Here is a 20,196-nt window from a genome sequence, read left to right on the forward strand (position 1 = left end):
AATTAATCCCATTGATTTTTGGCAATTAGGGCAATTTAGATTTAACATAGTTTCCTCTTTTTTAAGTTAAGTTATAGAATTAGGCTTACCAACAAAATTGTTGATCTGCATTATTTGCTTTTCGTTTTGCTTGAAATTCGGCAAGGTTTTTCGGATTAGCAAAATAAGCATCTTGATTTTTGAGTATATCGTCCAGCTCCTTTTCCGATTTTTTTAGGGCGGCTTGACGATCAGTATGAGGTGAAGGCAGTTCCTTTGAAAATATTATTTGATAAGGATGTTCCCTTACCCAATTAATTGATTTTTGATAAATTTCACGCTGTTTGTTTATATCGCAAAAAGCATAGGAATTGATAAACGAACCTATCAGGTTAAGAAACGCTCCCATTGTTGTTCGGGTTTCAAAAAACATTTTATCTTTGGTGTCAATCACGTCCCCCAAAGTAATGTATCGGTTTTTTCCGTTGTAAAACCAGAATACGGCTTCATCACGCAGACCAAAGTCATAGGCTCTAGCAGCCAACACCATGAGTGTCATTGGTGTAACATTGTCAGGAGCAGCCTCAACTAGTTGTACCGCTTTTTTAAAATCATCTAATTTATTGCTGAGTAGCAGATGGTTGATTAACTCGTAAGTATTTACCACCTCAGCTTTTCCGTTTTGTGCGGAGTAATAGGGAGTAATATAAATATCAATGGATTTTATTGGTTCTTTACTTTTGGCATGAAGAGTATTGCTCAGTAGCGAAAAAATAAGAAGCAGCCACAATTTTTTCATAAGATTAATTTCCCAATGGTTAATAGTCTGGATTGATTTACATGCATGGTGCATCTGACAGATGGATTTGTTCAAATGAGTTAAATTTTTTATGTATACGGATAAGGCATAAAAAATAAAGACATACAAACCAATAGGATTATTGTAAATAAGGTTATTTTTGTCAACATGGTGAAAATCATCTGAAGTGGTTTTAATTTATACCGCTCTAAGAAAGAAAAACATTCTGAAAAATATTTAAATTAAATTCAATAACTTGGGTTTTATTGGTTTTTCTTGGTTTAGTTGTAAAAATTACATTCATTTACAAAATGGGAGGGGAGCTCTCCACCTGTGCGTCGAGAAAAAGAAAAGGCGTAGTAACAAATCATCAAAGTGCAGTTAAACGAAAGGTTGACCGCACTTTGTTCTACGCTAGTGCTTTTTTTCGTAGCCTAAACCCATCATACATCAACAGCAACATGGCGGCGGAAAGTCCGAATAGTAGTGGGTAAGAAGCGGGTTGAATGGTTTCGCCAATGTACAGTGAAATAAACAACATGGCGACGGTTTCCAGGTAACCCAGCAGTCCGAGTAAATTAATCGGTAGCCAGTTGCTGGCTAAAATGTAGGCGATAAAAGCGATGCTGCTGATGAGACCAAGCAGAAAAACCAACAGATAAATGTGTGGGTTGATGCCAGCCGCCGCAGCGAGATCGACCTGCGCCACCATATACACACAGAACGGAAACAGCAGGCTAACTTCTAAGGTAAAAACCGCCAGATCGTTCATTTTGAAGAATTTACGACTGGCGAAATACAATGCATAGCCCAAACTGACCGCCAGACTTTCCCACGACATTCTGCCGGTCAGCAAAATATTAAGCAACACCGCAATGCCGGCACACAGAATTGCCAGTGCCTTATAGCGTGAAATCGTTTCTTTGAATAAAAACTTACCAAATGCGACTAGCACCAAAGGCAGCAGCAGATAGCCGACAGTGACTTCAACCGCACTTCCGTTATTCGGCGCCCACAAATAGAGCCACATTTGAAATCCCATCATTGCCGCATTGAAAATCACCACTAACAGCAGAAAGGGTTGCTGTTTGATTCGGGTTAAATGTTCACACAGTTGCTTTTGCTGTTTAAATAGCAGAAGTACCGCAAGCACAGCCGGCAGCATAAATAGAATCCGGAAACCAAGGGCATCCAGCCCGCTGAGTGGTGTCAGCAACGTAGTGAAATAATACAGGTAACCGAACAGCGCAGAAGCTAGCAGCGAACAGAGTAATCCTTTGGTCATCGTGATTAAAAACAGGGGATAAGTCGGGTTAGTATAAAACGCGGAATCATTTCGGCAAAACAGAATTGACTATTTTTCCTTAATCTATAAAATAAAAAATCATTCTCATTCGATTTGGGTTGTGCTAGTAGTAAATTCGTGATGATCAAAAGACGTTATCTGATATGCCTGTTATTGGTGTTATCGCTGTTTTCTCTTTTTCTCGGAGTCAGTCGTGTTACGCTGAGCGGGCTGCTGTATTTTGATGCTGAACAGTGGCAGGTGTTTACCGCGAGTCGCATTCCACGCTTGCTCAGTATTTTGATTGCCGGTGCCAGTTTGGCGATCAGTGGTTTGGTGATGCAGCAGTTAACCCGTAACCGCTTTGTGGCACCGACCACGGCAGGTACCATGGATTCGGCACGTTTGGGGATTTTGTTGGCGATTATTCTGTTTCCTAGCGCTTCTATGCTGACCAAAACCATGATTGCGATCATCACCGCTTTTCTCGGCACGTTGGTATTTATTACCATTTTATCGAAACTGAAATTTAAAGACGTGATTTTCGTGCCGTTGGTCGGGATTATGTTTGGCAATATTATCAGTTCGGTCACCATCTTTTTGGCGATGAAAGAGGACTTGCTGCAAAATATTGCCGGTTGGTTGCAAGGTGACTTTTCACTGGTGATGAGCGGGCGTTATGAAATGTTATATCTCAGTGTGCCGGCGCTGCTGTTGGTGTATCTGTTTGCCAACCGTTTTGCGATTGTCGGTATGGGAGAATCTTTTGCGCTTAATTTAGGGGTGAATTTTAAGCGAATTCAATATCTCGGTTTGGCAATCGTAGCGGTGGTGACCTCGGTGGTGATTGTTTCTGTCGGCGTGATTCCGTTTTTGGGTTTGATTGTGCCGAATATCGTGACCCTGTATCTGGGTGATAATCTGAAAAATATTTTGTCGCATACCGCACTTTTGGGCGCACTGTTTGTGTTGGCGTGCGATATTCTTGGGCGGCTGCTGATTTACCCGTATGAAATTGCCATCAGTTTAGTGGTGGGGGTGATCGGCAGTGGCATTTTCCTGCTGCTGTTGTTTAAGCGGTTCCGCCATGTTTAAGCCAATATTATCTAATCGCACCAAGATGTGCCTATTGTTGCTTGGCAGTTTGCTGGTGGTGGCGTTGTATCTGGCTTACGGTCTGCCGAAGCGCTGGCAATATGCGCTGAATTATCGTTTGATTTCCTTGAGTGCGATTGGGCTGACTGCCATTGCAATTGCCTTTTCGACCATGATTTTTCAAGCGTTGGTGAATAACCGTATCTTAACCCCGAGTATTCTGGGGCTGGATTGGCTGTATGTGTCAATTCAATTAACCATTATTTTTCTATTTGGCGCCGATGCGCTGACTCAAATGGATCCGCAGCTCAATTTTCTGCTTTCCGGCGGCATCATGACCTTGTTCTCGCTGCTGTTTTACTATTTTTTATTTAAGCGTGAGCAAGCAAACTTATTTTTTCTATTGCTGGTCGGGATTATTTTTGGCACGTTTTTTCAGAGCTTGACCACCTTCATGGAAGTGTTGATCGATCCAAATGAGTTTCAAATTTTGCAAGATGCCAGTTTTGCCAGCTTCAATAAAGTGAATAGTGAGATTCTTTGGCTAGCAGCCGGATTGTTGTGTGTGGTTATTGGCTATGCGGTACGTTATTTGAATGTACTCGATGTATTGGTACTCGGGCGTGATCAGGCGATAAATCTGGGGGTGGATTACCGTGGTTTAAGCAAGCGCTTGCTGATTGTGGTGGCAATTTTAACCTCAATTGCGACCGCACTTGTCGGCCCGATTACCTTTTTAGGCTTGCTGGTGATGAATTTAACCTTGGAGTTTATTCACAGTCACCGCTATCGAGTACTACTGCCTGCCGCGATTTTATTAGCGGTCATCAGCTTAATTGGCGGGCAGTTTGTGGTGTCGCAACTGCTGAATTTCAGCACCACGCTGAGTGTTATTATCAACTTTATCGGCGGCATCTATTTTATTTATCTTTTATTACGTCGCAATCAATAACGGAGTGAACAATGAGTTTACAAATCAGGCATATCAGTAAAAAATATGCGGAAAAAACGATTTTGAACGATATTTCCTTGACGATTCCTAAGGGCAAAATCACCTCGTTTATTGGTCCGAACGGTGCCGGAAAAAGTACATTGTTGGCGATTATCAGTCGCCTATTGCAGGCTGACAGTGGCGAAGTGCGGTTAGACGGCTCGTCAATTAGCCAAATTCCTAATGGTGAAATTGCCAAGCGACTCTCGATTTTAAAACAGAGCAACCACTTGGATTTGCGCTTGACGGTGGAAGATTTGGTCGCATTTGGGCGTTTTCCCTACAGCAAAGGGCGGTTAACCGAAACCGATCGCGATTATATCGAACGCTCACTTGATTACATGGATCTGCAAAAAATGCGTCATGTGTTTATCAACGAGTTAAGTGGGGGGCAACGGCAGCGTGCTTATATTGCGATGACGTTGGCGCAAGACACTGATTATATTCTACTAGACGAGCCGCTGAATAATCTGGATATGAAACACTCGGTGCAGATTATGCAGGTTTTACGCAAGTTGTGTGATGAACTGGGCAAAACTGTGGTGATTGTGATCCACGATATTAATTTTGCTTCATGCTATTCCGATTATATTGTTGCCTTGAAAAACGGTTGCTTGGTGCAGCAGGGTGAGGTCGGGCAGATTATGCAAACCGCCGCACTACAGCAAATTTATGGCATGCAGATTCCGATTCACACCATTGATGAGAATAAAATTGCCGTTTTCTTTAAAAATTAATGTTAAAACCAACCTCTCAACAAGGAGTAAATATGCGTAACACCTGGCGTACTTTAGCTGTTTCCCTACTGGCGACCCTAACCATCGGCACTGCACAGGCAAGTGATATTAAGCTGTCGAGCACCATTGGTGAATTGGATGTGCCACAAAATCCGAAAAGTATCGCAATTTTTGACTTTCCGGCATTGGATATTCTCGATAGCTTAGGCAGTGAGAGTGTGGTTGCAGTACCAAAATCGTTACCGCTGCCGGACTATTTGAAAAAATATGAAGACAAAGCCTACGCTGATGTCGGCGGTTTGATGGAGCCAAATTTTGAACGCCTAAGTGCGGTTGAACCGGAATTGACGATTATCTCTGCACGCCAAAGTCAGTTGGTGGATCGTTTTAAAGAGATTTCCCCAATCTATTACAGTGATATTCAATATCTGGATTTTTATCCATCATTCCAACAAAATGTACGCAATATCGCCGAAATTATTGGCAAACAAGCCGAGGCGACAGCGCAATTGCAGGCGATTGATCAAGATTTAGCCGCGATTGCAACAAAAGCCAAAGGCAAAACGGCATTGGTACTGTTGGCGAATGAAAGCAATATCAGCACGTTCGGACCCAATTCTCGCTACGGTATGATTTTTCAAGACTACGGTTTCACTCAAGCCGATACTGAAATCAAGGAATCACGTCATGGCATGAAAGTCAGCTTTGAGTATGTATTGGATAAAAATCCGGATTACATTTTTGTAGTTGACCGTACGGCGGCGATCACCAATAAAAGCGGTAATGCCGAAAAAGTGTTTGATAATGCGTTAATCAAAGGTTCAAAAGCTTATAAAGACGGCAATATCGTATTCTTGGATTCCGTGAACTGGTATTTGGTGATGGGTGGCTTACAGTCGATGAAAGCCATGAATCAGGAAATGCTGAAAGCAGTACAGTGATCATATTACGAGGTCTGTCGTTTTTTTATCAATCGATATTGGGCGTAAGACCTCACTCAAGCACTATCCCGTTTCAGTAGTTTGACCGGCAGCGGGATAAAACGTGTTTCGCTAGCAGTGCGGTTTTGCTGCAATAATTCAACTAATTGCTGTCCTGCGGTTTCGCCGATGTGTTCATAGGGAATATCGATGGTGGTTAATCTGGGATAGGAGACTGAACCGACATCCAGCCCACCCAAACCGACAATCAAGGTTTCATAAGGAATGTTGATTCGCTTGCGCTGTGCTTCACACAGTGCGCCACAAGCCAGTTCATCGGACAGAAATACCAACGCATCAATTCGCCCCCACATCAGCATCGCATCATTAAACAGCTTGGCACCAACCGAAAAAGAGATCTCTTCGGCACAATGCAGGATTAAGTGCGGATCCAAATATTTAGCCAGCAAAGTAGTGTGCCAGCTTTCTAAGTATTGTTGAAAAATCGCTGAATCTTGTTTGGCAGACAATAGCCCGATTTGTTGGCAGCCCCTTTCTACCAAATAGTGGATCATGGTTTGCATTGCCTGTTTACTGTCGATCCCGACATTAATTCCCAACGGTGATAGCTGCTTAGCGCCAATTTCCACCGTCAGCACGCTACTTTGTTTAATCCATTCGGCTTCTTGTGGCGGGCATTTTAAATTGAGCAATACAATGGCAAGTGGTGAGTGGTTGATCAACTCCGGCAGCCATTTTTTTTCACCGGCAAGCAGGATAACCAACTGAACATCAAGCGGCTTTAGTTTTTTCTGTAGTGCCGACAGGATCAGGGTATTTTCAGTTGATGTAATTGACGAGGTGATAATCACAATATTACGGCTGGAAACCGATGCCAGTTCGCGCGCAGCGGCATTGGGAATATAGCCTAACTGTTGCACCGCACTTTCTATTTTTTCTCTTAAACTGTCGGAAACCAATTCTGGGGTGCGTAGTGCTCTGGAAACCGTCATTTGTCCGACGCCGACCCGTTTGGCGACATCGGCAAGTGTGACTCGCCCGGTTGCTCTGCGTGTGCGGGGAGCATGGGAATTTGATGACATAGTGTAACTCCTCAAAATATATCCCTGAATTATAGCGCATAAATTTGAAAATCGCGCATAAACTGATGTGCTTTAACGTTGCTTGCATAGGAAATCGAAAAATATGTTAGCGCTATCACAGATTTCATATCTTTAGTTTGATAGCGCTATCATTGATGGTTTAGACTGCCTACATCTTATACAAGATTGTCGGGTGTTGCGTAAAACCCTATTTGTCAGCAGGCGATTGCCGGTGTTATCCCTCTTTTATCAAGGAGAAAATAATGAAAATTACAGCAGTATGTGGTTCAGGCTTGGGCAGCAGTTTTATGATGGAAATGAACATCAAGAAAGCGTTGAAAAAATTAGGCATCGAAGCCGAAGTCGATCATACCGATTTGGCTTCAGTGACGCCGAATGATGCCGATCTGTTTGTGATGGCAAAAGATATTGCCGAAAGCAGTAGCATTTCAGCGGATAAAATCGTGGTCGTGAAAAACTTGGTCAGTGTAGCAGAGTTTGAAGAAAAACTTGCTGCCTATTTCAATCGCTAGGAGAAAAGATGATGGACGGTTTGCTTTTTTTCATTTTAGATATTTTAAAAGTGCCGGCAGTGTTGGTTGGTTTGATCGCATTAGTCGGTTTGTTGGCGCAGAAAAAACCGTTTTCAGATGTGGTCAAAGGCACAGTTAAAACGATTTTAGGCTTTTTGGTGCTGGGTGGTGGTGCCGGGGTGTTAGTCGGCTCATTGAATCCACTGGGCGGCATGTTTGAATATGCTTTTAATGTGCAAGGCATTATCCCGAATAATGAAGCTATTGTTTCGATGGCAGTTGAAAAATACGGCACAGCCACCGCGCTGATTATGGCATTTGGTATGGTTGCCAATATCGTCGTGGCACGTTTTACCCGCCTGAAATACATTTTCTTGACCGGACATCATACGTTTTATATGGCGTGTATGATCGGAATTATTTTAACCGTGGCAGGCTTTGAAGGCTTCCAACTGGTTTTTGTCGGCTCATTGATACTCGGCATGGTAATGGCGTTTTTCCCAGCGATTGCGCATCGATATATGAAACGGATTACCGGCAGCAATGACGTGGCATTCGGGCATTTCGGTACACTGGGTTATGTGTTGGCTGGTGCGGTTGGTAGTGCGGTTGGCAAAGGATCCAAATCAACGGAAGAGATGGATTTACCGAAAAACTTGAGTTTCTTGCGTGATAGTTCAATTTCAATCTCTTTAACTATGATGGTGATCTATTTAATCCTCGCACTGGCATCCGGCGGTGAATATATTGAATCAACCTTGAGTGGCGGACAAAACTATCTGGTTTATGCCATTATTCAAGCGATTACCTTTGCCGCAGGGGTCTTTATCATTCTGCAAGGCGTGCGTTTGATTCTAGCCGAAATTGTGCCGGCATTTACCGGATTTTCTGAAAAATTGGTGCCGGATGCGCGCCCGGCATTGGATTGCCCGATTGTTTTCCCTTATGCACCGAATGCAGTACTGATTGGTTTCTTAGCCAGTTTCATCGGCGGTATTGCCAGTTTGGCAGTCTTGGGGATGTTGAATTGGGTGTTGATTTTGCCCGGTGTAGTACCGCACTTTTTCTGTGGCGCAACCGCAGGGGTGTTTGGTAATGCGACTGGCGGGCGGCGTGGGGCGATTATTGGCGGATTTGCCCATGGAGTGCTGATTACCTTCCTGCCGGTTTTCCTGCTGCCGGTATTGGGATCATTGGGCTTTGCCAACACAACATTCTCTGATTCGGATTTTGGTGGCGTCGGGATTGTACTGGGTAACATGGTGCAATATATGTCGAAAGACATGATTACGGTGGCCATTGTCGCTATTTTCAGCTTGTTGGTGGTCTATAACTATGTCGCCAAAAAAGCGCCATCTAATAAGGATGATGAATCATGATAGCGATAGATCAATTACAGCATTTTGCCAACGACATCCGAATTCAGTTATTAAAATCGTTGGTAAATCTGGGATTTGGGCATTTTGGCGGCAGTTTATCAATTGTTGAAATCTTAGCGGTGCTGTATGGCGGAATCATGAAAATTGATCCGCAACAGCCGGATTGGGTAGAACGTGATTATTTTGTGCTGTCGAAAGGACACGGCGGACCAGCATTGTATGCCACATTAGCTTTAAAAGGTTATTTTCCGCTGGCGGAATTGATGACCGTTAACCAAAACGGAACTCATCTGCCCAGCCACCCGGATAGGCTGCTGACTAAAGGTGTGGATGCGACAACCGGCTCGTTGGGACAAGGCATTTCAATTGCCGCCGGCATTGCGCTTTCGCATCAATTGCGAGGTTTGCCGAACCGCACTTTTTGCATTTTAGGTGACGGGGAGTTAAACGAAGGGCAATGTTGGGAAGCTTTTCAATTTATTGCTCACCATAAATTGAATAACCTCTATACTTTTATTGATTACAATAAGTTACAGCTCGACGGTGCATTAACTTCAATTATCGATCCTCAAAATCTGGAACAAAAATTTATGGCGTTCGGCTTTGATGTGGTCACCATCAAAGGTGATGATATCGCAGAATTGTACCGCATATTATCGTTAAGCACCGCACTTGCATTACCGCAGCCGAGCAGCAAACCGCTGCTGATTATTCTCGACAGCAAAAAAGGGCAAGGTGTGCCATATATTGAAAATTTGGCGAATTCTCACCATATGCGGCTGAGCGCAGAAAACAAACAAGCAATTGAACAGGCGATTCAGCAATTGGAGGCAAAATATGTCGATTGAAAGACAATATGATAGGTTGGAAATGCGTAAAATTTATGCCGAAACCTTGAAACAACAAATGCTTGCAAATCCTCTGGTGATTGAGTTGGAAGCGGATCTGATGAGTTCAATGGGAATGGATCAGGTGCAAAAAATATTGCCTAATCAAGTGATTAACTGCGGTATTATGGAAGCCAATGTGGTTGGCATGGCGGCAGGTCTATCCTTGGCGGGGCATATTCCGTTCTTTCATACCTTCACGGCATTTGCCAGCCGTCGCTGCTTTGATCAGCTTTTTATGTCATTGGATTATCAAGAGAATAATGTCAAAGTGATCGCTTCTGATGCAGGCATTTCTGCGGTACATAATGGTGGCACGCATATGTCTTTTGAGGATATGGGGATTGTGCGCGGGCTGGCAAAAGCGACAGTGCTGGAGATCACCGACGGCAGCATGATGCAAAATATTGTGCGGCAATTGGTTGATCTGAAAGGGTTTTATTGGGTTAGAACTATTCGCAAACAAGCAGTAAAAATTTATGCTGAAGACGAAGAGTTCAGCATCGGCAAAGCCAAAATATTGCGTAAAGGGAAAGATATTACCTTGATTGCCAACGGTATTATGGTCGCCGAAGCGCTAACCGCAGCGGAGCGCTTGGCACAGCAAGGGATCGCCGCAACGGTGGTCGATATGTTCACGTTAAAACCAATAGATCAAGCCTGCATCATTGAACAAGCACAGCAAACCGGAAGAATCGTGACGTGTGAAAACCACAGTATTTATAACGGTCTCGGTTCAGCAGTTGCCGAAGTTTTGTCCGAACACTGCCCGGTTCCGTTGCGTAGAGTCGGAGTCAAAGGTCGTTACGGACAAGTCGGCACTCAAGATTTCTTGATGCAGGAATATGAATTAAGCGCTGATCATATCGTCAAACAGGCACTGAGTTTATTGGTCTGATTTAAATGATGGCAAATAAGTTGATGAAAACGGCTTTAAATTGTGTTTAAAGCCGTTTTGTATGTCTTAGAAAGTCGGGGTTAGCCCAAAATCCCAGCCAATTTTTCACTCACCGCTTCAACAGGTTGAGTGCCGTCTAAACGGAAATATTGGGTGTGACCGCACTTGGCTTCTGCTTGGTAGTAATCGACCAGTGGTTTGGTGGTGTTGTGGTAAATATTCAGCCGATCTAATACGGTTTCCGGTTTGTCGTCGGCGCGGATAATCAGGTCTTCGCCGCTGATATCGTCTTTGCCGTCAATTTTTGGTGGGTTGTAAACCACGTGATAAACTCGTCCTGAAGCAGGGTGTACGCGACGACCGCTCATGCGTTCGACAATCACTTGGTCAGGCACATCGAATTCCAAGACAAAATCAATGTCGATTTTGGCATCTTTCAAGGCGTCAGCTTGTGGAATGGTGCGTGGGAAGCCGTCCAGCAAGAAGCCGTTTTTGGCGTCGTCTTGCGCCACTCGCTCTTTGACTAAAGCAATAATCAGATCGTCCGGGACCAGTTTTCCGGCATCCATCAGCTGTTTGGCTTGTTTGCCTAATTCACTGCCGGTTTTAATTGCTGCACGCAGCATGTCGCCGGTAGAGATTTGCGGAATATGGTATTTATTCATAATAAATTGCGCTTGTGTGCCCTTGCCAGCGCCAGGTGCGCCTAATAAGATAATTTTCATCAATTGTGACCTCTTCAATAAAATAACCGCCATAACATACCTTTCTGTAGGCAGAAACTCAAGTTTTCCTTGAGCGGAATAGGGTTTTTATCGCAATTTTTTTAAATTTCGATGCTTTTCAAGCAGAAAATGAAAGAAAATTGTTATCGATCATAATGTCACCGGTGAAAGGGACATACAATGGCAAAACAAGAAGGAAGCATAATTTATCAGGTCTGAGGGAAATTATGACACATTTATTACAACACAAAGCATTACAGCAGCGGGAAAAACAACGGGAACAATTGCTAAACCGTTTTTTCAACTATATTACGTTTGATACCCAATCTAAACCTGAGGCTCAAAAATCACCCAGTTCAATGGGGCAATTGCGGCTGGCGGAACACTTGGTGGAGGAGTTGGAGCTGCTGGGGTTAAGTGAGGTAAAGCTCAGTCGTCACTGTGTAGTGACCGCACTTTTGCCATCGAATTGCGGCAGTAAAAGAACGATTGGTTTTATTTCGCATCTGGACACATCGCCGCAGATGAGTGGCAAGCATATCAAAGCGGAACTGATTCAAGAGTATCGCGGTGGTGATATTGCGTTGGGTAAAGGTGATGATTATATCAGCCCGGTTGATTACCCTTTTTTGCAGCAATTGGTTGGTGACTCTCTGATTGTCACTGACGGCAATACGTTATTGGGGGCGGATAATAAAGCCGGCATTGCTGAAATCATGACCGCACTTGAGCAATTGATCGAGAGCAAAATACCCCACGCCAATATTCGAGTGGCATTTACGCCGGACGAGGAGATTGGCTTGGGGATGGATTTTTTTCCGATAGCTGATTTTGTTTGTGATTGGGCATACACGATTGATGGTGGTGAAGCAGGAGAGCTGCAAATTGAGAATTTTAATGCCGCCGGAGTGGATATTGTGATTCAAGGGCATTCGGCACATCCCGGTGATGCTAAAGATAAAATGGTTAACGCTTTGGCGTTGGCTTGTGATTTCCATCAATACTTACCGAAAAATGACGTGCCGGAAAAAACAGCGGAACGGCAAGGCTTTTTCCATCTGGATAAAATTGAAGGCGATATTGAACAAGTGCGAATGCACTATTTGATTCGAGAATTTGATGCCGCACAATTTAAGTTACGTAAACAACAATTTCAGCAATGGATAGGTGAATTCACCACTAAATACGGCTTGCAGCAGCGTTTTCGTGTTGAAATCAGCGACAGTTACAAAAATATGTATGAGGTGATCAGCAAAGTTCCGCAGTCGCTTGAATTGGCGAAAATGGCGATGCAAGAGTGCGGTATTACACCGCTGTTGAAACCGATTCGTGGTGGAACAGACGGCGCTAAATTGGCAGTGATGGGTATCGCCTGCCCGAATATATTCACCGGTGGTTACAACTTCCACAGCAAATACGAACTGGCAAGCGTGCAAGGCATGCAAAGTGCGGTTGATGTGATTGCTAAAATCGCCGTGTTGGCGGTCTAGCCGTAGTCTAAGGTTAAAATATACGATTAATATTGTAAAAGTAGGGGCGAATTATATATCCGCCCGAACCGCACTTTGCATTTTTCCTTTATTGATTAAGTGCTTATACCGCACTTCGCAAACGGGCGGATATATAATCCGCCCCTACTTTGCCTCATCAAATATCTTTGTCAATAATCTAAGGTACTAACTTAATGTTAGTACCTCAGGTTTTAATATCTTAATAAGCGCCTTGATTCCAGAATTTCGAATCTTCCGGTAACTTTTGTTGCAGTAAGAAGCGTTGTTTGGCTTTGGCGGCGGGCTGCACCACTTGTCCGGACGGTGTGCCAAATGAGATACCACCTTTTAGGAATTGCTGCACACTGCCAGTTTCAAAGGCAAAGCCCTGTAAGCCGAAGCCGAAACTGTAGCCGGAGGTGATCCAGAATTCGGAGTTTTGGCGTACCAAGTGTTTGTATTTATTGCCGATGATAATATCCACCAATACCCGATCACCCAATTCGTCCAACGTCATTTTTTGTACCAGCCCAACTTCAATGCCACGATATTGTACCGGCGAACCTTCCGTCAAGTTAAATGCACTTGAAGTTTCCAAAATCAGCGGAATGCCGTTGGCAAATTTGCTGGCATTGCTGATCTCTTTATTTAAACGGAAAGTTTTGCTTATTTCGCCGCCGCCGACCTCAACATTAATATAAGGTTGAAGCAAACTGTCGAGGTTGGCGATGGCGCCAGCAGAAATTTGTGGTGAAATCAGTTGAAAACGGCTGCCTTTTTTACTGATTAAGGCGTAGTAATTCGGTTGAATCAACGCTTTGCTGACAATACGTTGTTGACTTTTATCAATTTCAATCGAAACCACCTCGCCAATGGTAATCCCCATATAGCGAATTGGCATGCCATGGCTTAAATCTTTGGCATCGCTTGAAGTCAGGGTAATTTCGTTACCGACTGAACGGGCGGCGGTTTCATTGCTGTACAGACGGGTATTTTTGTTGGCAGCGCCAAAGTTTTCAAAACTGATAGCGCCTTTTAGGGTTCGCATAATCGGTGCGGCTTGAATATTTACCCCTTTCGGACTGATATCCACCTGCGCCGCACTTTCGCTCCAGAATTTGCTGCGATCAGTCAACAAATTACGATATTGACTGTTGATAAATACCTCAATTTTAAAGTCTTTATCGGTAGGCTGTACCGAAATAATCTGCCCGACCGGAAATTGTTTATACAGCACTAGAGAACCGTTTTCGATGCCGGGCAACACCGCAGAATGCAGCGTGATAGCAGGCTGTAGGTTATCGCCGGTGATCCCGGATTCGGCGCTGCTGAGGTCTTTATACAGCGGATATTGCGTCAGCGCTTCGCCTTTGCCGTGTTTGTTTGCCAGAATCCGAATACCGCCTTGCAGCCATTTTTCTGGTGCCGCCGCTTCAAATTGAATCCCGTCCACACCGATGTTGACATTTAAATTGGACGCGGCAATAAATTTGGTATCAGCATAGATCAGATCACGATACTCTTCGGCGATGGCAATTTTAAATTCAACCCCTTCAATTGATACTGTGCGCTGGGCAATTTCGCCAATCCGAATACCGTTATACAAAACCCCTTGTCCGACATTCACATTGTAGGTTTCCGGTGCAGTCAGTTTGATGATCAGGGTTTTTGGTAAGCTGAGCAGTAATTCCGACTGGGTCAGTACAGTAAAATCCGTTTTAGGCGTGCTGTTTCCATCGCTGCCGGCGATCAGCGTGAAATAGGGGCCGGCAAGTAATTTTTCCAAATTATTCAAATTATCGGCATTCAGACTGTTTTCGTTTATGACAATTTGACTGTCACTACGTAGCAGATTACCAATATTTTCATCAACCAATAATTTGCCATGCACGCTGTTATCTTTGTTTTCGGCTTGAGCGTCCAATGCAGCAAGGGTACCAATTTTAAAGTTTTGATAGTAAAGCGGTGTACTGTTAATTTTTAAGCCGCGAATGTTCGGCAAGGTGATATCAACTTCAATACCGCGTTGGGCGGATTTTTCATCTTGGTACAGGGTATAGCTTTCGCCGTTGACCGCACTTGGGCTGTTTTCAGGCGAGTCAAACGAAACCCCGCCGATTACCAACGAGGTGATACTGTCCATATCAACCGAAATCCCACTCAAGCTGATGTCGGTTTGTAAGCCGCTGCTGTTCCAGAAGCGAGAATCTTTTTTAACCAAATGGCTGTAGGATTTGTTAATCACTACATCGATTTGAACTTTTTTCTGATCTTCTAAAAAGCGGTAATCAGAGATACTGCCGACCGGAATTTTGCGGTAATTAACAGAAGCTCCGGCAGAAATTGAGCCTAGATTGTCGGCTAACAGGTGAATCAAAATATCGCCTTCGTCCATTTGCGCCATTGGCCCTTCGGATTCTGCGATAAATTCATCGGCACTATCGCCACCACCGGGCGCTAGCGTGATATAGTTTCCGGAAACCAACGCATCTAAGCCAGAAATACCGGCAAGGGAGGCGCTAGGGCGTACTAACCAGAATTTAGTGTGTTCCCGTAATACTGTTTTGGCTTCCGGATTGATACTGGCAGTTACCATAATTCGTTTTAGATCTTCGGTGAACTTGACTTTTTTGACCACGCCGATCTGTAAACCCTGATAGCGAATCGGGGTTTTGTCGGCAGTAATACCGGCGCCGTTGGAGAAATAAATGGTAATGCTTTCGCCTTGTTCGTCTAAAATACGTGCAAACAGTGCCAATCCGATAATCAGCGCGACAATCGGCAACAGCCAAAACGGCGAAATGCTTTTTAAGCGGCGCACCGTCGCATTTTGCACTTTTGGCGTTGGCATCGTTTGCGGCGCTGGATCATGAGGGGGAGTTTGGTTTTTTGTCATAGAGCTTCCAAAGTAAACGGCTATCAAATTGCTCGGCGGCAATCATGGTCAAAAAGACGGCGGCACCAAAATAAAAGGCAGCCGGGCCGACGGAAAAGGTAATAATCTGTCCACGCGTCACCAGCGACATCATCAACGAGAGTACGAATAAGTCGAGCATAGACCAGCGTCCAACAAAATGCACCAGATGCAACAGCTTCATTTTTCTCTCGATATTGCCGGCTTTTCGGCGGTGTACACTGATCAACAGGTAAATCATGGCGATGATTTTGCTTAGCGGCACGAAAATACTGGCGATGAAAACCACAAAGGCGACAAAATAGCTGCCCATACCGATAAAAGAAATCACACCGGAAATCAGGGTATCACCGCTGGCAACGCCGTTTAAATAGATATATGAAATCGGCAACAGATTGGCAGGAATCAGCATGATGATCCCGGCGATCAACGCTGCCCAAGTGCGTTGCAGTTTAGTGTTGTCATTAATATCTAATAAGGATTCGCAGCGTGGGCAATAGTGGCGTCCCTGACTGTCAAGGGTGCGCTGTTGTGCAGCAAAGGTGTAATTGCAGGCATGGCAGTGACATAATTCATGATTTTTGTTGTGTGTATTTGCCGTAGGATAGGCAAACTGCGGATAAAATTCATTCCAAAGTGCCAACGGATTGATTTTGATAAATAGCAATGTGGTTAAAAGTGCGGTAAACACAAACGCCAAAAAATAGATATCGATAGTTAAAGTGGCATATTCACGCACTTTAAACGCCGCAACGCCGAGGCTGACCAGATAGACATCCAACATTACCCAAGGTTTGATATAACCCAGCATTAATAACAGGTTGCGCGGACGGTGGTTGAAATGCTTAGCAATCCATAAAAACAGCACCAATGTGGCGAAACATAACGGCATGATGATGGCGCACAGCAATACCATAAACCCCGTGTAAATATCATTGTTGGTGGCAATTTTCCAAGCACCACCCCAGACTGAGGCGTGCACCGGTACCCCAAGCAAATCAATACTGAGCAAAGGAAAAGTGAAAGCAAACGGCATTAAAATCAGGATTGAGATCGCAATAATCGCACAACGTTTCAGACTCCAACGGCTGCCGGAGCGCAGCTCGGCGTTACATTGCGGGCAGCAGGCAACCTGCCGTGAGTGCAAGCGTGGAACATTGACCAGCGCATCGCATTCGTCACAACGTAGTAGATGGGTGTTTGAAACTCGTGATAAGATTTTAATAATCAGCCTTCCTGTAAAACGGTACAGAGAAAATGCGTTAAACAAAACTGCGTCAGTATAATATAAAGTTGAATGGCTGACTATAGCGTCAAAATATCCAGAAAACTGCTCTGACAACCTTAATTGGCCGCTTCGCTAAGAAGAACATCGGATAAAAGTGCGGTTTCTGTTGTCAAGCAGTCAAAAATTAAGCTAGACTATGCGTCTATTATTTTGATTTCTTGCTAGGCATAAGTGTCAGCTTTTGCTTTGATACTAGGGTCTATAGCTCAAATTATAAATAAGCATCAACAGGCCCTAGGGTTCAGAAATTACGATTCAGGAACGTATGATTTCATGACAGAACAACAAACAGAACAGAAAGATCCACAAACAGAACCACAAAAATTGAGTAGCAGCAAAGCCGTGATTGCGTATTTGGCAGAGCGTTTTCCGCTGTGTTTTAGTTTGGAAGGGGAAGCTAAGCCGCTTAAAATCGGTATTTTTCAAGATCTTGCAACCGCACTTGAGCATGACGAAGCGGTCAGTAAAACCCAATTACGCCATGCGCTACGTCAATACACCTCAAACTGGCGTTACCTGTATGGCTGTAAAGTCGGTGCTGAGCGAGTCGATTTGCAGGGTGAAAGTTGTGGTGTATTAGAGCAAGAACATGCTGACCACGCAGCTGAACAGTTACAGCAAGCGAAAGCCAAAGTAGCGGAGCGCAAAGCGCAAATGCGTGCCGCATTAAAAGCCAAAAATGCAGAAAAAACGAGTACAGAAAAACAGCGTAGCCAAAGAGCCAACCGTAAACCGTCTGGCGCCCCAAAAGCAGTGCGCCAGCTGAAAACACATAAACCGCAAAGTGCGGTCAAAGGTGAAAGTGCGGTCAAGCGAGAAAACACTGTACGTCCAGCTGTGAATTTAACCCCGGTTAAGGTTGAAAATTTATTGAAAGGACAGCAAGTTAAGGTGAAATTGGCGGAAAAAGCCAATCGTGCTACGGTGTTGGAAGTGATGAAAGACTCTGCCAGAGTGCAATTGCAAAGCGGTATTATGTTGAATGTGGCATTTGAACATCTCTACAATGTTGAATAATCAGGCAATTTTGCGCATCGACTAAAGAGCAGAACATCGTACCTTATCAAGGTACGATGTTTTATTCATTTCAGGCTTATATTAACTATTAACGACGTCTATTTTAGGAATTGGGGATGAAGATAAAAAAATTACAATATGGTTTCCTGGCTGTATTGTTGGCTTCCTTAACATTAATGTCGCAATCTGTGCAAGCGGTCAAAGCTAATCTTAAATATGAAGAGATCAAATTGCCACAATTGGGAGAGACGCAGTCAACCGCAGCTAAACGGGTGACCGCACGTTTAACCCAGTCGCACTACAGTAAGTTTGCGCTGGATCAAGCGTTCTCGGAAAAAGTGTTTACCCGCTATCTGAATTTTTTAGATTATAACCATAACACTTTGCTACAAAGTGATGTTGATCAATTGCGGGCAGAAGCGGCAAACGGTTTGCAGCAAAGCTTGTATTCCGGCGATTTGGCTTTGGCGTATAAAGCGTATGAACTGATGACCAAACGTCGCTATGAACGTTATGCCTATCTGCTGTCGTTGTTGGATAAAGAGCCGGATTTGACCAATGACGATCAAATCGAAATTGATCGTTCTAAAATGACTACATGGCCGACGGACACTGCCGAATTAGACAAACTTTGGCAACAGCGCTTTAAAAATGATGTGATTACCGAACGTTTGAAAGGCACTAAATGGGCAGAGATCAAGAAAAAGCTGACCAAACGTTACAATCTGGCAATTCTACGTTTGAATCAAACCCGAGCTGATGATATTTCACAACTGTTCTTAAATGCATTTGCCAGAGAAATTGATCCGCACACCAGCTACCTTTCACCGCGCAATGCTAAAAGTTTTACCGAAGATATGAATCTGTCTTTGGAAGGTATCGGTGCCACATTGCAGTCGGAAGATGATGAAACCATTATTAAATCCTTAGTGCCTGGCGCACCGGCAGAGCGTAGTAAAAAACTGGCGAAAGGCGATAAAATTGTCGGGATTGGACAAGGTGCTAAAGGTGAGATCGAAGATGTAGTCGGTTGGCGTTTAGATGATGTGGTTGACAAAATTAAAGGGAAAAAAGGTACAACGGTACGTTTGGAAATTGAGCCGGCAAAAGGCGGTAAAACCAAAATCATCAGCTTGGTACGTGACCAAGTGCGGATCGAGGACAACGCTGCCAAGCTGGAGGTGAATCAGGTTGAGGGCGAAAATATCGGGGTGATTAAGATCCCAAGTTTCTATATCGGACTGACCGACGATGTGCGCAAACTGTTGGCTGATGCGGAACAGAAAAAAGTGCAGGCGTTGGTGATTGATTTGCGTGATAACGGCGGCGGTGCGTTGACCGAAGCCGTGTCGTTGAGCGGCTTGTTTATTTCTGATGGTCCGGTGGTGCAGGTGCGTGACGCTTATAATCGTATTCGTATTCATCAGGATCCGGATAGCACAGAAGTCTATCAAGGTCCGTTATTGGTGATGATTAACCGTTACAGTGCTTCAGCTTCCGAAATTTTCGCTGCGGCAATGCAGGATTACCAACGTGCTATTATTTTAGGGCAGCAGACTTTTGGTAAAGGCACGGTGCAGCAAAGTCGTCCGCTGAATTTTGTGTATGATATGGATCAATCGCCGTTGGGCTTTATTCAATACACGATTCAGAAATTCTATCGGATTAACGGCGGCAGCACCCAAATCAAAGGTGTCGATCCGGATATTACTTTTCCGGCGATTATCGACGCTGAAAAGAGCGGTGAAAGCAGTGAAGATAATGCGTTGCCTTGGGACAAAGTGCCGGCAGCCAGTTATAGCGTGATGCCGAGCAAAAAATTCGAGATTGACTATCTGGCAGGATTGCATCAAGAACGCATTGCTAAAGAGCGTGAATTTATTGCGTTAGAACGTAACTTATTGATTCAAAAAGAGTGGTCTAACCGTAAGTTTTTATCGTTAAATTTGAAACAGCGTCAGCAAGAGAACAGCGAAGACGAAGCCCGTCGTTTGAAAGACTTGAACGAACGTTTTAAAGCAGAAGGCAAAAAACCACTGAAAGATATTGACGATTTGCCAAAAGACTATGAAGCGCCGGATTTCTATATCCGCGAAGCAGAGAAAATTGCTGCCGACTACGTCAAGTATCTAGCTGAGCCAGTTAAATCTTAAATC

The 20,196-nt window shown here is 44.1% G+C and carries 17 protein-coding genes; 11 read left to right on the forward strand and 6 right to left on the reverse strand.

Annotation, left to right across the window (positions count from 1 at the left end; all coding sequences use genetic code 11):
* Positions 1–85: 85 nt before the first annotated feature.
* Together FHQ23_RS04670 and rarD are read right to left on the reverse strand one after the other, a co-directional pair.
* Complete coding sequence (locus tag FHQ23_RS04670; protein WP_139613277.1) at positions 86–778, reverse strand: cytochrome-c oxidase; 693 nt, start codon at positions 776–778, stop codon at positions 86–88.
* 409 nt (positions 779–1,187) lie between these two features.
* Positions 1,188–2,063, reverse strand: a complete 876-nt coding sequence (rarD, locus tag FHQ23_RS04675; protein ID WP_139613278.1) for an EamA family transporter RarD — start codon at positions 2,061–2,063, stop codon at positions 1,188–1,190.
* A gap of 141 nt (positions 2,064–2,204) precedes the next feature.
* On the opposite strand from rarD, the gene FHQ23_RS04680 reads away from it, so the two are divergent.
* The 4 genes from FHQ23_RS04680 to FHQ23_RS04695 are packed head-to-tail and all read left to right on the forward strand — an operon-like array spanning position 2,205 to position 5,827.
* Entirely contained in the window at positions 2,205–3,158 is a 954-nt protein-coding gene (locus FHQ23_RS04680; RefSeq protein ID WP_139611433.1) for an ABC transporter permease, read from the forward strand.
* Positions 3,151–4,110 carry an iron chelate uptake ABC transporter family permease subunit gene (locus FHQ23_RS04685; RefSeq protein WP_139613279.1) on the forward strand — a complete coding sequence of 320 codons (960 nt, stop codon included), beginning with the start codon at positions 3,151–3,153 and terminating at the stop codon, positions 4,108–4,110. The genes FHQ23_RS04680 and FHQ23_RS04685 overlap by 8 nt, the downstream gene beginning before the upstream one ends.
* 11 nt (positions 4,111–4,121) lie before the next feature.
* Positions 4,122–4,886 (forward strand): iron ABC transporter ATP-binding protein, encoded by a 765-nt coding sequence (locus tag FHQ23_RS04690; protein WP_139613280.1) that lies wholly within the window; start codon positions 4,122–4,124, stop codon positions 4,884–4,886.
* 32 nt (positions 4,887–4,918) lie between these two features.
* Complete coding sequence (locus tag FHQ23_RS04695) at positions 4,919–5,827, forward strand: siderophore ABC transporter substrate-binding protein (RefSeq protein WP_176552249.1); 909 nt, start codon at positions 4,919–4,921, stop codon at positions 5,825–5,827.
* A 56-nt stretch (positions 5,828–5,883) separates the two neighbouring features.
* Here the strand turns inward: FHQ23_RS04695 and FHQ23_RS04700 are convergent, their stop codons facing one another.
* Complete coding sequence (locus FHQ23_RS04700; RefSeq protein ID WP_139613282.1) at positions 5,884–6,909, reverse strand: LacI family DNA-binding transcriptional regulator; 1,026 nt, start codon at positions 6,907–6,909, stop codon at positions 5,884–5,886.
* Between the two features lie 263 nt (positions 6,910–7,172).
* Between FHQ23_RS04700 and FHQ23_RS04705 the strand changes: the two genes are divergently transcribed.
* Genes FHQ23_RS04705 through FHQ23_RS04720 form a run of 4 tightly spaced genes read left to right on the forward strand, consistent with a single transcriptional unit; the run spans position 7,173 to position 10,606 of the window.
* Positions 7,173–7,442: a PTS sugar transporter subunit IIB gene (locus tag FHQ23_RS04705; protein WP_132966153.1), complete on the forward strand. Its 270-nt coding sequence runs from the start codon at positions 7,173–7,175 to the stop codon at positions 7,440–7,442.
* An 11-nt stretch (positions 7,443–7,453) separates the two neighbouring features.
* Positions 7,454–8,821 (forward strand): PTS ascorbate transporter subunit IIC, encoded by a 1,368-nt coding sequence (gene ulaA, locus FHQ23_RS04710; protein WP_139613300.1) that lies wholly within the window; start codon positions 7,454–7,456, stop codon positions 8,819–8,821.
* Positions 8,821–9,669, forward strand: a complete 849-nt coding sequence (locus FHQ23_RS04715; protein WP_176552250.1) for a transketolase — start codon at positions 8,821–8,823, stop codon at positions 9,667–9,669. The genes ulaA and FHQ23_RS04715 overlap by 1 nt, the downstream gene beginning before the upstream one ends.
* Positions 9,659–10,606: a transketolase family protein gene (locus FHQ23_RS04720; RefSeq protein WP_139613284.1), complete on the forward strand. Its 948-nt coding sequence runs from the start codon at positions 9,659–9,661 to the stop codon at positions 10,604–10,606. The genes FHQ23_RS04715 and FHQ23_RS04720 overlap by 11 nt, the downstream gene beginning before the upstream one ends.
* Positions 10,607–10,686: 80 nt before the next feature.
* Here FHQ23_RS04720 and adk read toward each other — a convergent pair whose 3' ends face one another.
* Complete coding sequence (gene adk, locus FHQ23_RS04725) at positions 10,687–11,331, reverse strand: adenylate kinase (RefSeq protein ID WP_139613285.1); 645 nt, start codon at positions 11,329–11,331, stop codon at positions 10,687–10,689.
* A gap of 227 nt (positions 11,332–11,558) precedes the next feature.
* On the opposite strand from adk, the gene pepT reads away from it, so the two are divergent.
* Positions 11,559–12,821 carry a peptidase T gene (gene pepT / locus FHQ23_RS04730; protein ID WP_139613286.1) on the forward strand — a complete coding sequence of 421 codons (1,263 nt, stop codon included), beginning with the start codon at positions 11,559–11,561 and terminating at the stop codon, positions 12,819–12,821.
* 220 nt (positions 12,822–13,041) lie between these two features.
* On the opposite strand, the gene FHQ23_RS04735 is transcribed toward pepT, so the two are convergent.
* Both FHQ23_RS04735 and FHQ23_RS04740 read right to left on the reverse strand, forming a co-directional pair.
* Positions 13,042–15,672, reverse strand: coding sequence for an MlaD family protein (locus FHQ23_RS04735; protein WP_139613302.1), 2,631 nt, complete (start codon positions 15,670–15,672; stop codon positions 13,042–13,044).
* 16 nt (positions 15,673–15,688) lie between these two features.
* Entirely contained in the window at positions 15,689–16,963 is a 1,275-nt protein-coding gene (locus tag FHQ23_RS04740) for a paraquat-inducible protein A (protein ID WP_139613301.1), read from the reverse strand.
* Positions 16,964–17,296: 333 nt separating this feature from the next.
* Here FHQ23_RS04740 and proQ point away from each other — a divergent pair, with 333 nt between their 5' ends.
* Together proQ and prc are read left to right on the forward strand one after the other, a co-directional pair.
* Positions 17,297–18,040 (forward strand): RNA chaperone ProQ, encoded by a 744-nt coding sequence (proQ, locus tag FHQ23_RS04745; RefSeq protein ID WP_139613287.1) that lies wholly within the window; start codon positions 17,297–17,299, stop codon positions 18,038–18,040.
* A gap of 116 nt (positions 18,041–18,156) precedes the next feature.
* The gene (gene prc / locus FHQ23_RS04750) at positions 18,157–20,193 is read left to right on the forward strand and encodes a carboxy terminal-processing peptidase (protein WP_139613288.1); all 2,037 of its coding nucleotides are present in this window, start codon (positions 18,157–18,159) and stop codon (positions 20,191–20,193) included.
* Positions 20,194–20,196: the final 3 nt, after the last annotated feature.

The sequence above is a fragment of the Testudinibacter crocodili genome (assembly GCF_006228025.1).
Lineage (GTDB): Bacteria > Pseudomonadota > Gammaproteobacteria > Enterobacterales > Pasteurellaceae > Chelonobacter.

Excerpts from the sequence above, each read along its gene's own strand:
- FHQ23_RS04690 (WP_139613280.1), top strand. The coding sequence starts at position 4,122 with ATGAGTTTACAAATCAGGCATATCAGTAAAAAATATGCGGAAAAAACG.
- rarD (WP_139613278.1), bottom strand. The coding sequence starts at position 2,063 with ATGACCAAAGGATTACTCTGTTCGCTGCTAGCTTCTGCGCTGTTCGGT.
- proQ (WP_139613287.1), top strand. The coding sequence starts at position 17,297 with ATGACAGAACAACAAACAGAACAGAAAGATCCACAAACAGAACCACAA.
- adk (WP_139613285.1), bottom strand. The coding sequence starts at position 11,331 with ATGAAAATTATCTTATTAGGCGCACCTGGCGCTGGCAAGGGCACACAA.
- FHQ23_RS04735 (WP_139613302.1), bottom strand. The coding sequence starts at position 15,672 with ATGCCAACGCCAAAAGTGCAAAATGCGACGGTGCGCCGCTTAAAAAGC.
- FHQ23_RS04700 (WP_139613282.1), bottom strand. The coding sequence starts at position 6,909 with ATGTCATCAAATTCCCATGCTCCCCGCACACGCAGAGCAACCGGGCGA.
- FHQ23_RS04685 (WP_139613279.1), top strand. The coding sequence starts at position 3,151 with ATGTTTAAGCCAATATTATCTAATCGCACCAAGATGTGCCTATTGTTG.
- FHQ23_RS04705 (WP_132966153.1), top strand. The coding sequence starts at position 7,173 with ATGAAAATTACAGCAGTATGTGGTTCAGGCTTGGGCAGCAGTTTTATG.
- FHQ23_RS04720 (WP_139613284.1), top strand. The coding sequence starts at position 9,659 with ATGTCGATTGAAAGACAATATGATAGGTTGGAAATGCGTAAAATTTAT.
- FHQ23_RS04695 (WP_176552249.1), top strand. The coding sequence starts at position 4,919 with ATGCGTAACACCTGGCGTACTTTAGCTGTTTCCCTACTGGCGACCCTA.
- pepT (WP_139613286.1), top strand. The coding sequence starts at position 11,559 with ATGACACATTTATTACAACACAAAGCATTACAGCAGCGGGAAAAACAA.
- prc (WP_139613288.1), top strand. The coding sequence starts at position 18,157 with ATGAAGATAAAAAAATTACAATATGGTTTCCTGGCTGTATTGTTGGCT.
- ulaA (WP_139613300.1), top strand. The coding sequence starts at position 7,454 with ATGGACGGTTTGCTTTTTTTCATTTTAGATATTTTAAAAGTGCCGGCA.
- FHQ23_RS04670 (WP_139613277.1), bottom strand. The coding sequence starts at position 778 with ATGAAAAAATTGTGGCTGCTTCTTATTTTTTCGCTACTGAGCAATACT.
- FHQ23_RS04680 (WP_139611433.1), top strand. The coding sequence starts at position 2,205 with ATGATCAAAAGACGTTATCTGATATGCCTGTTATTGGTGTTATCGCTG.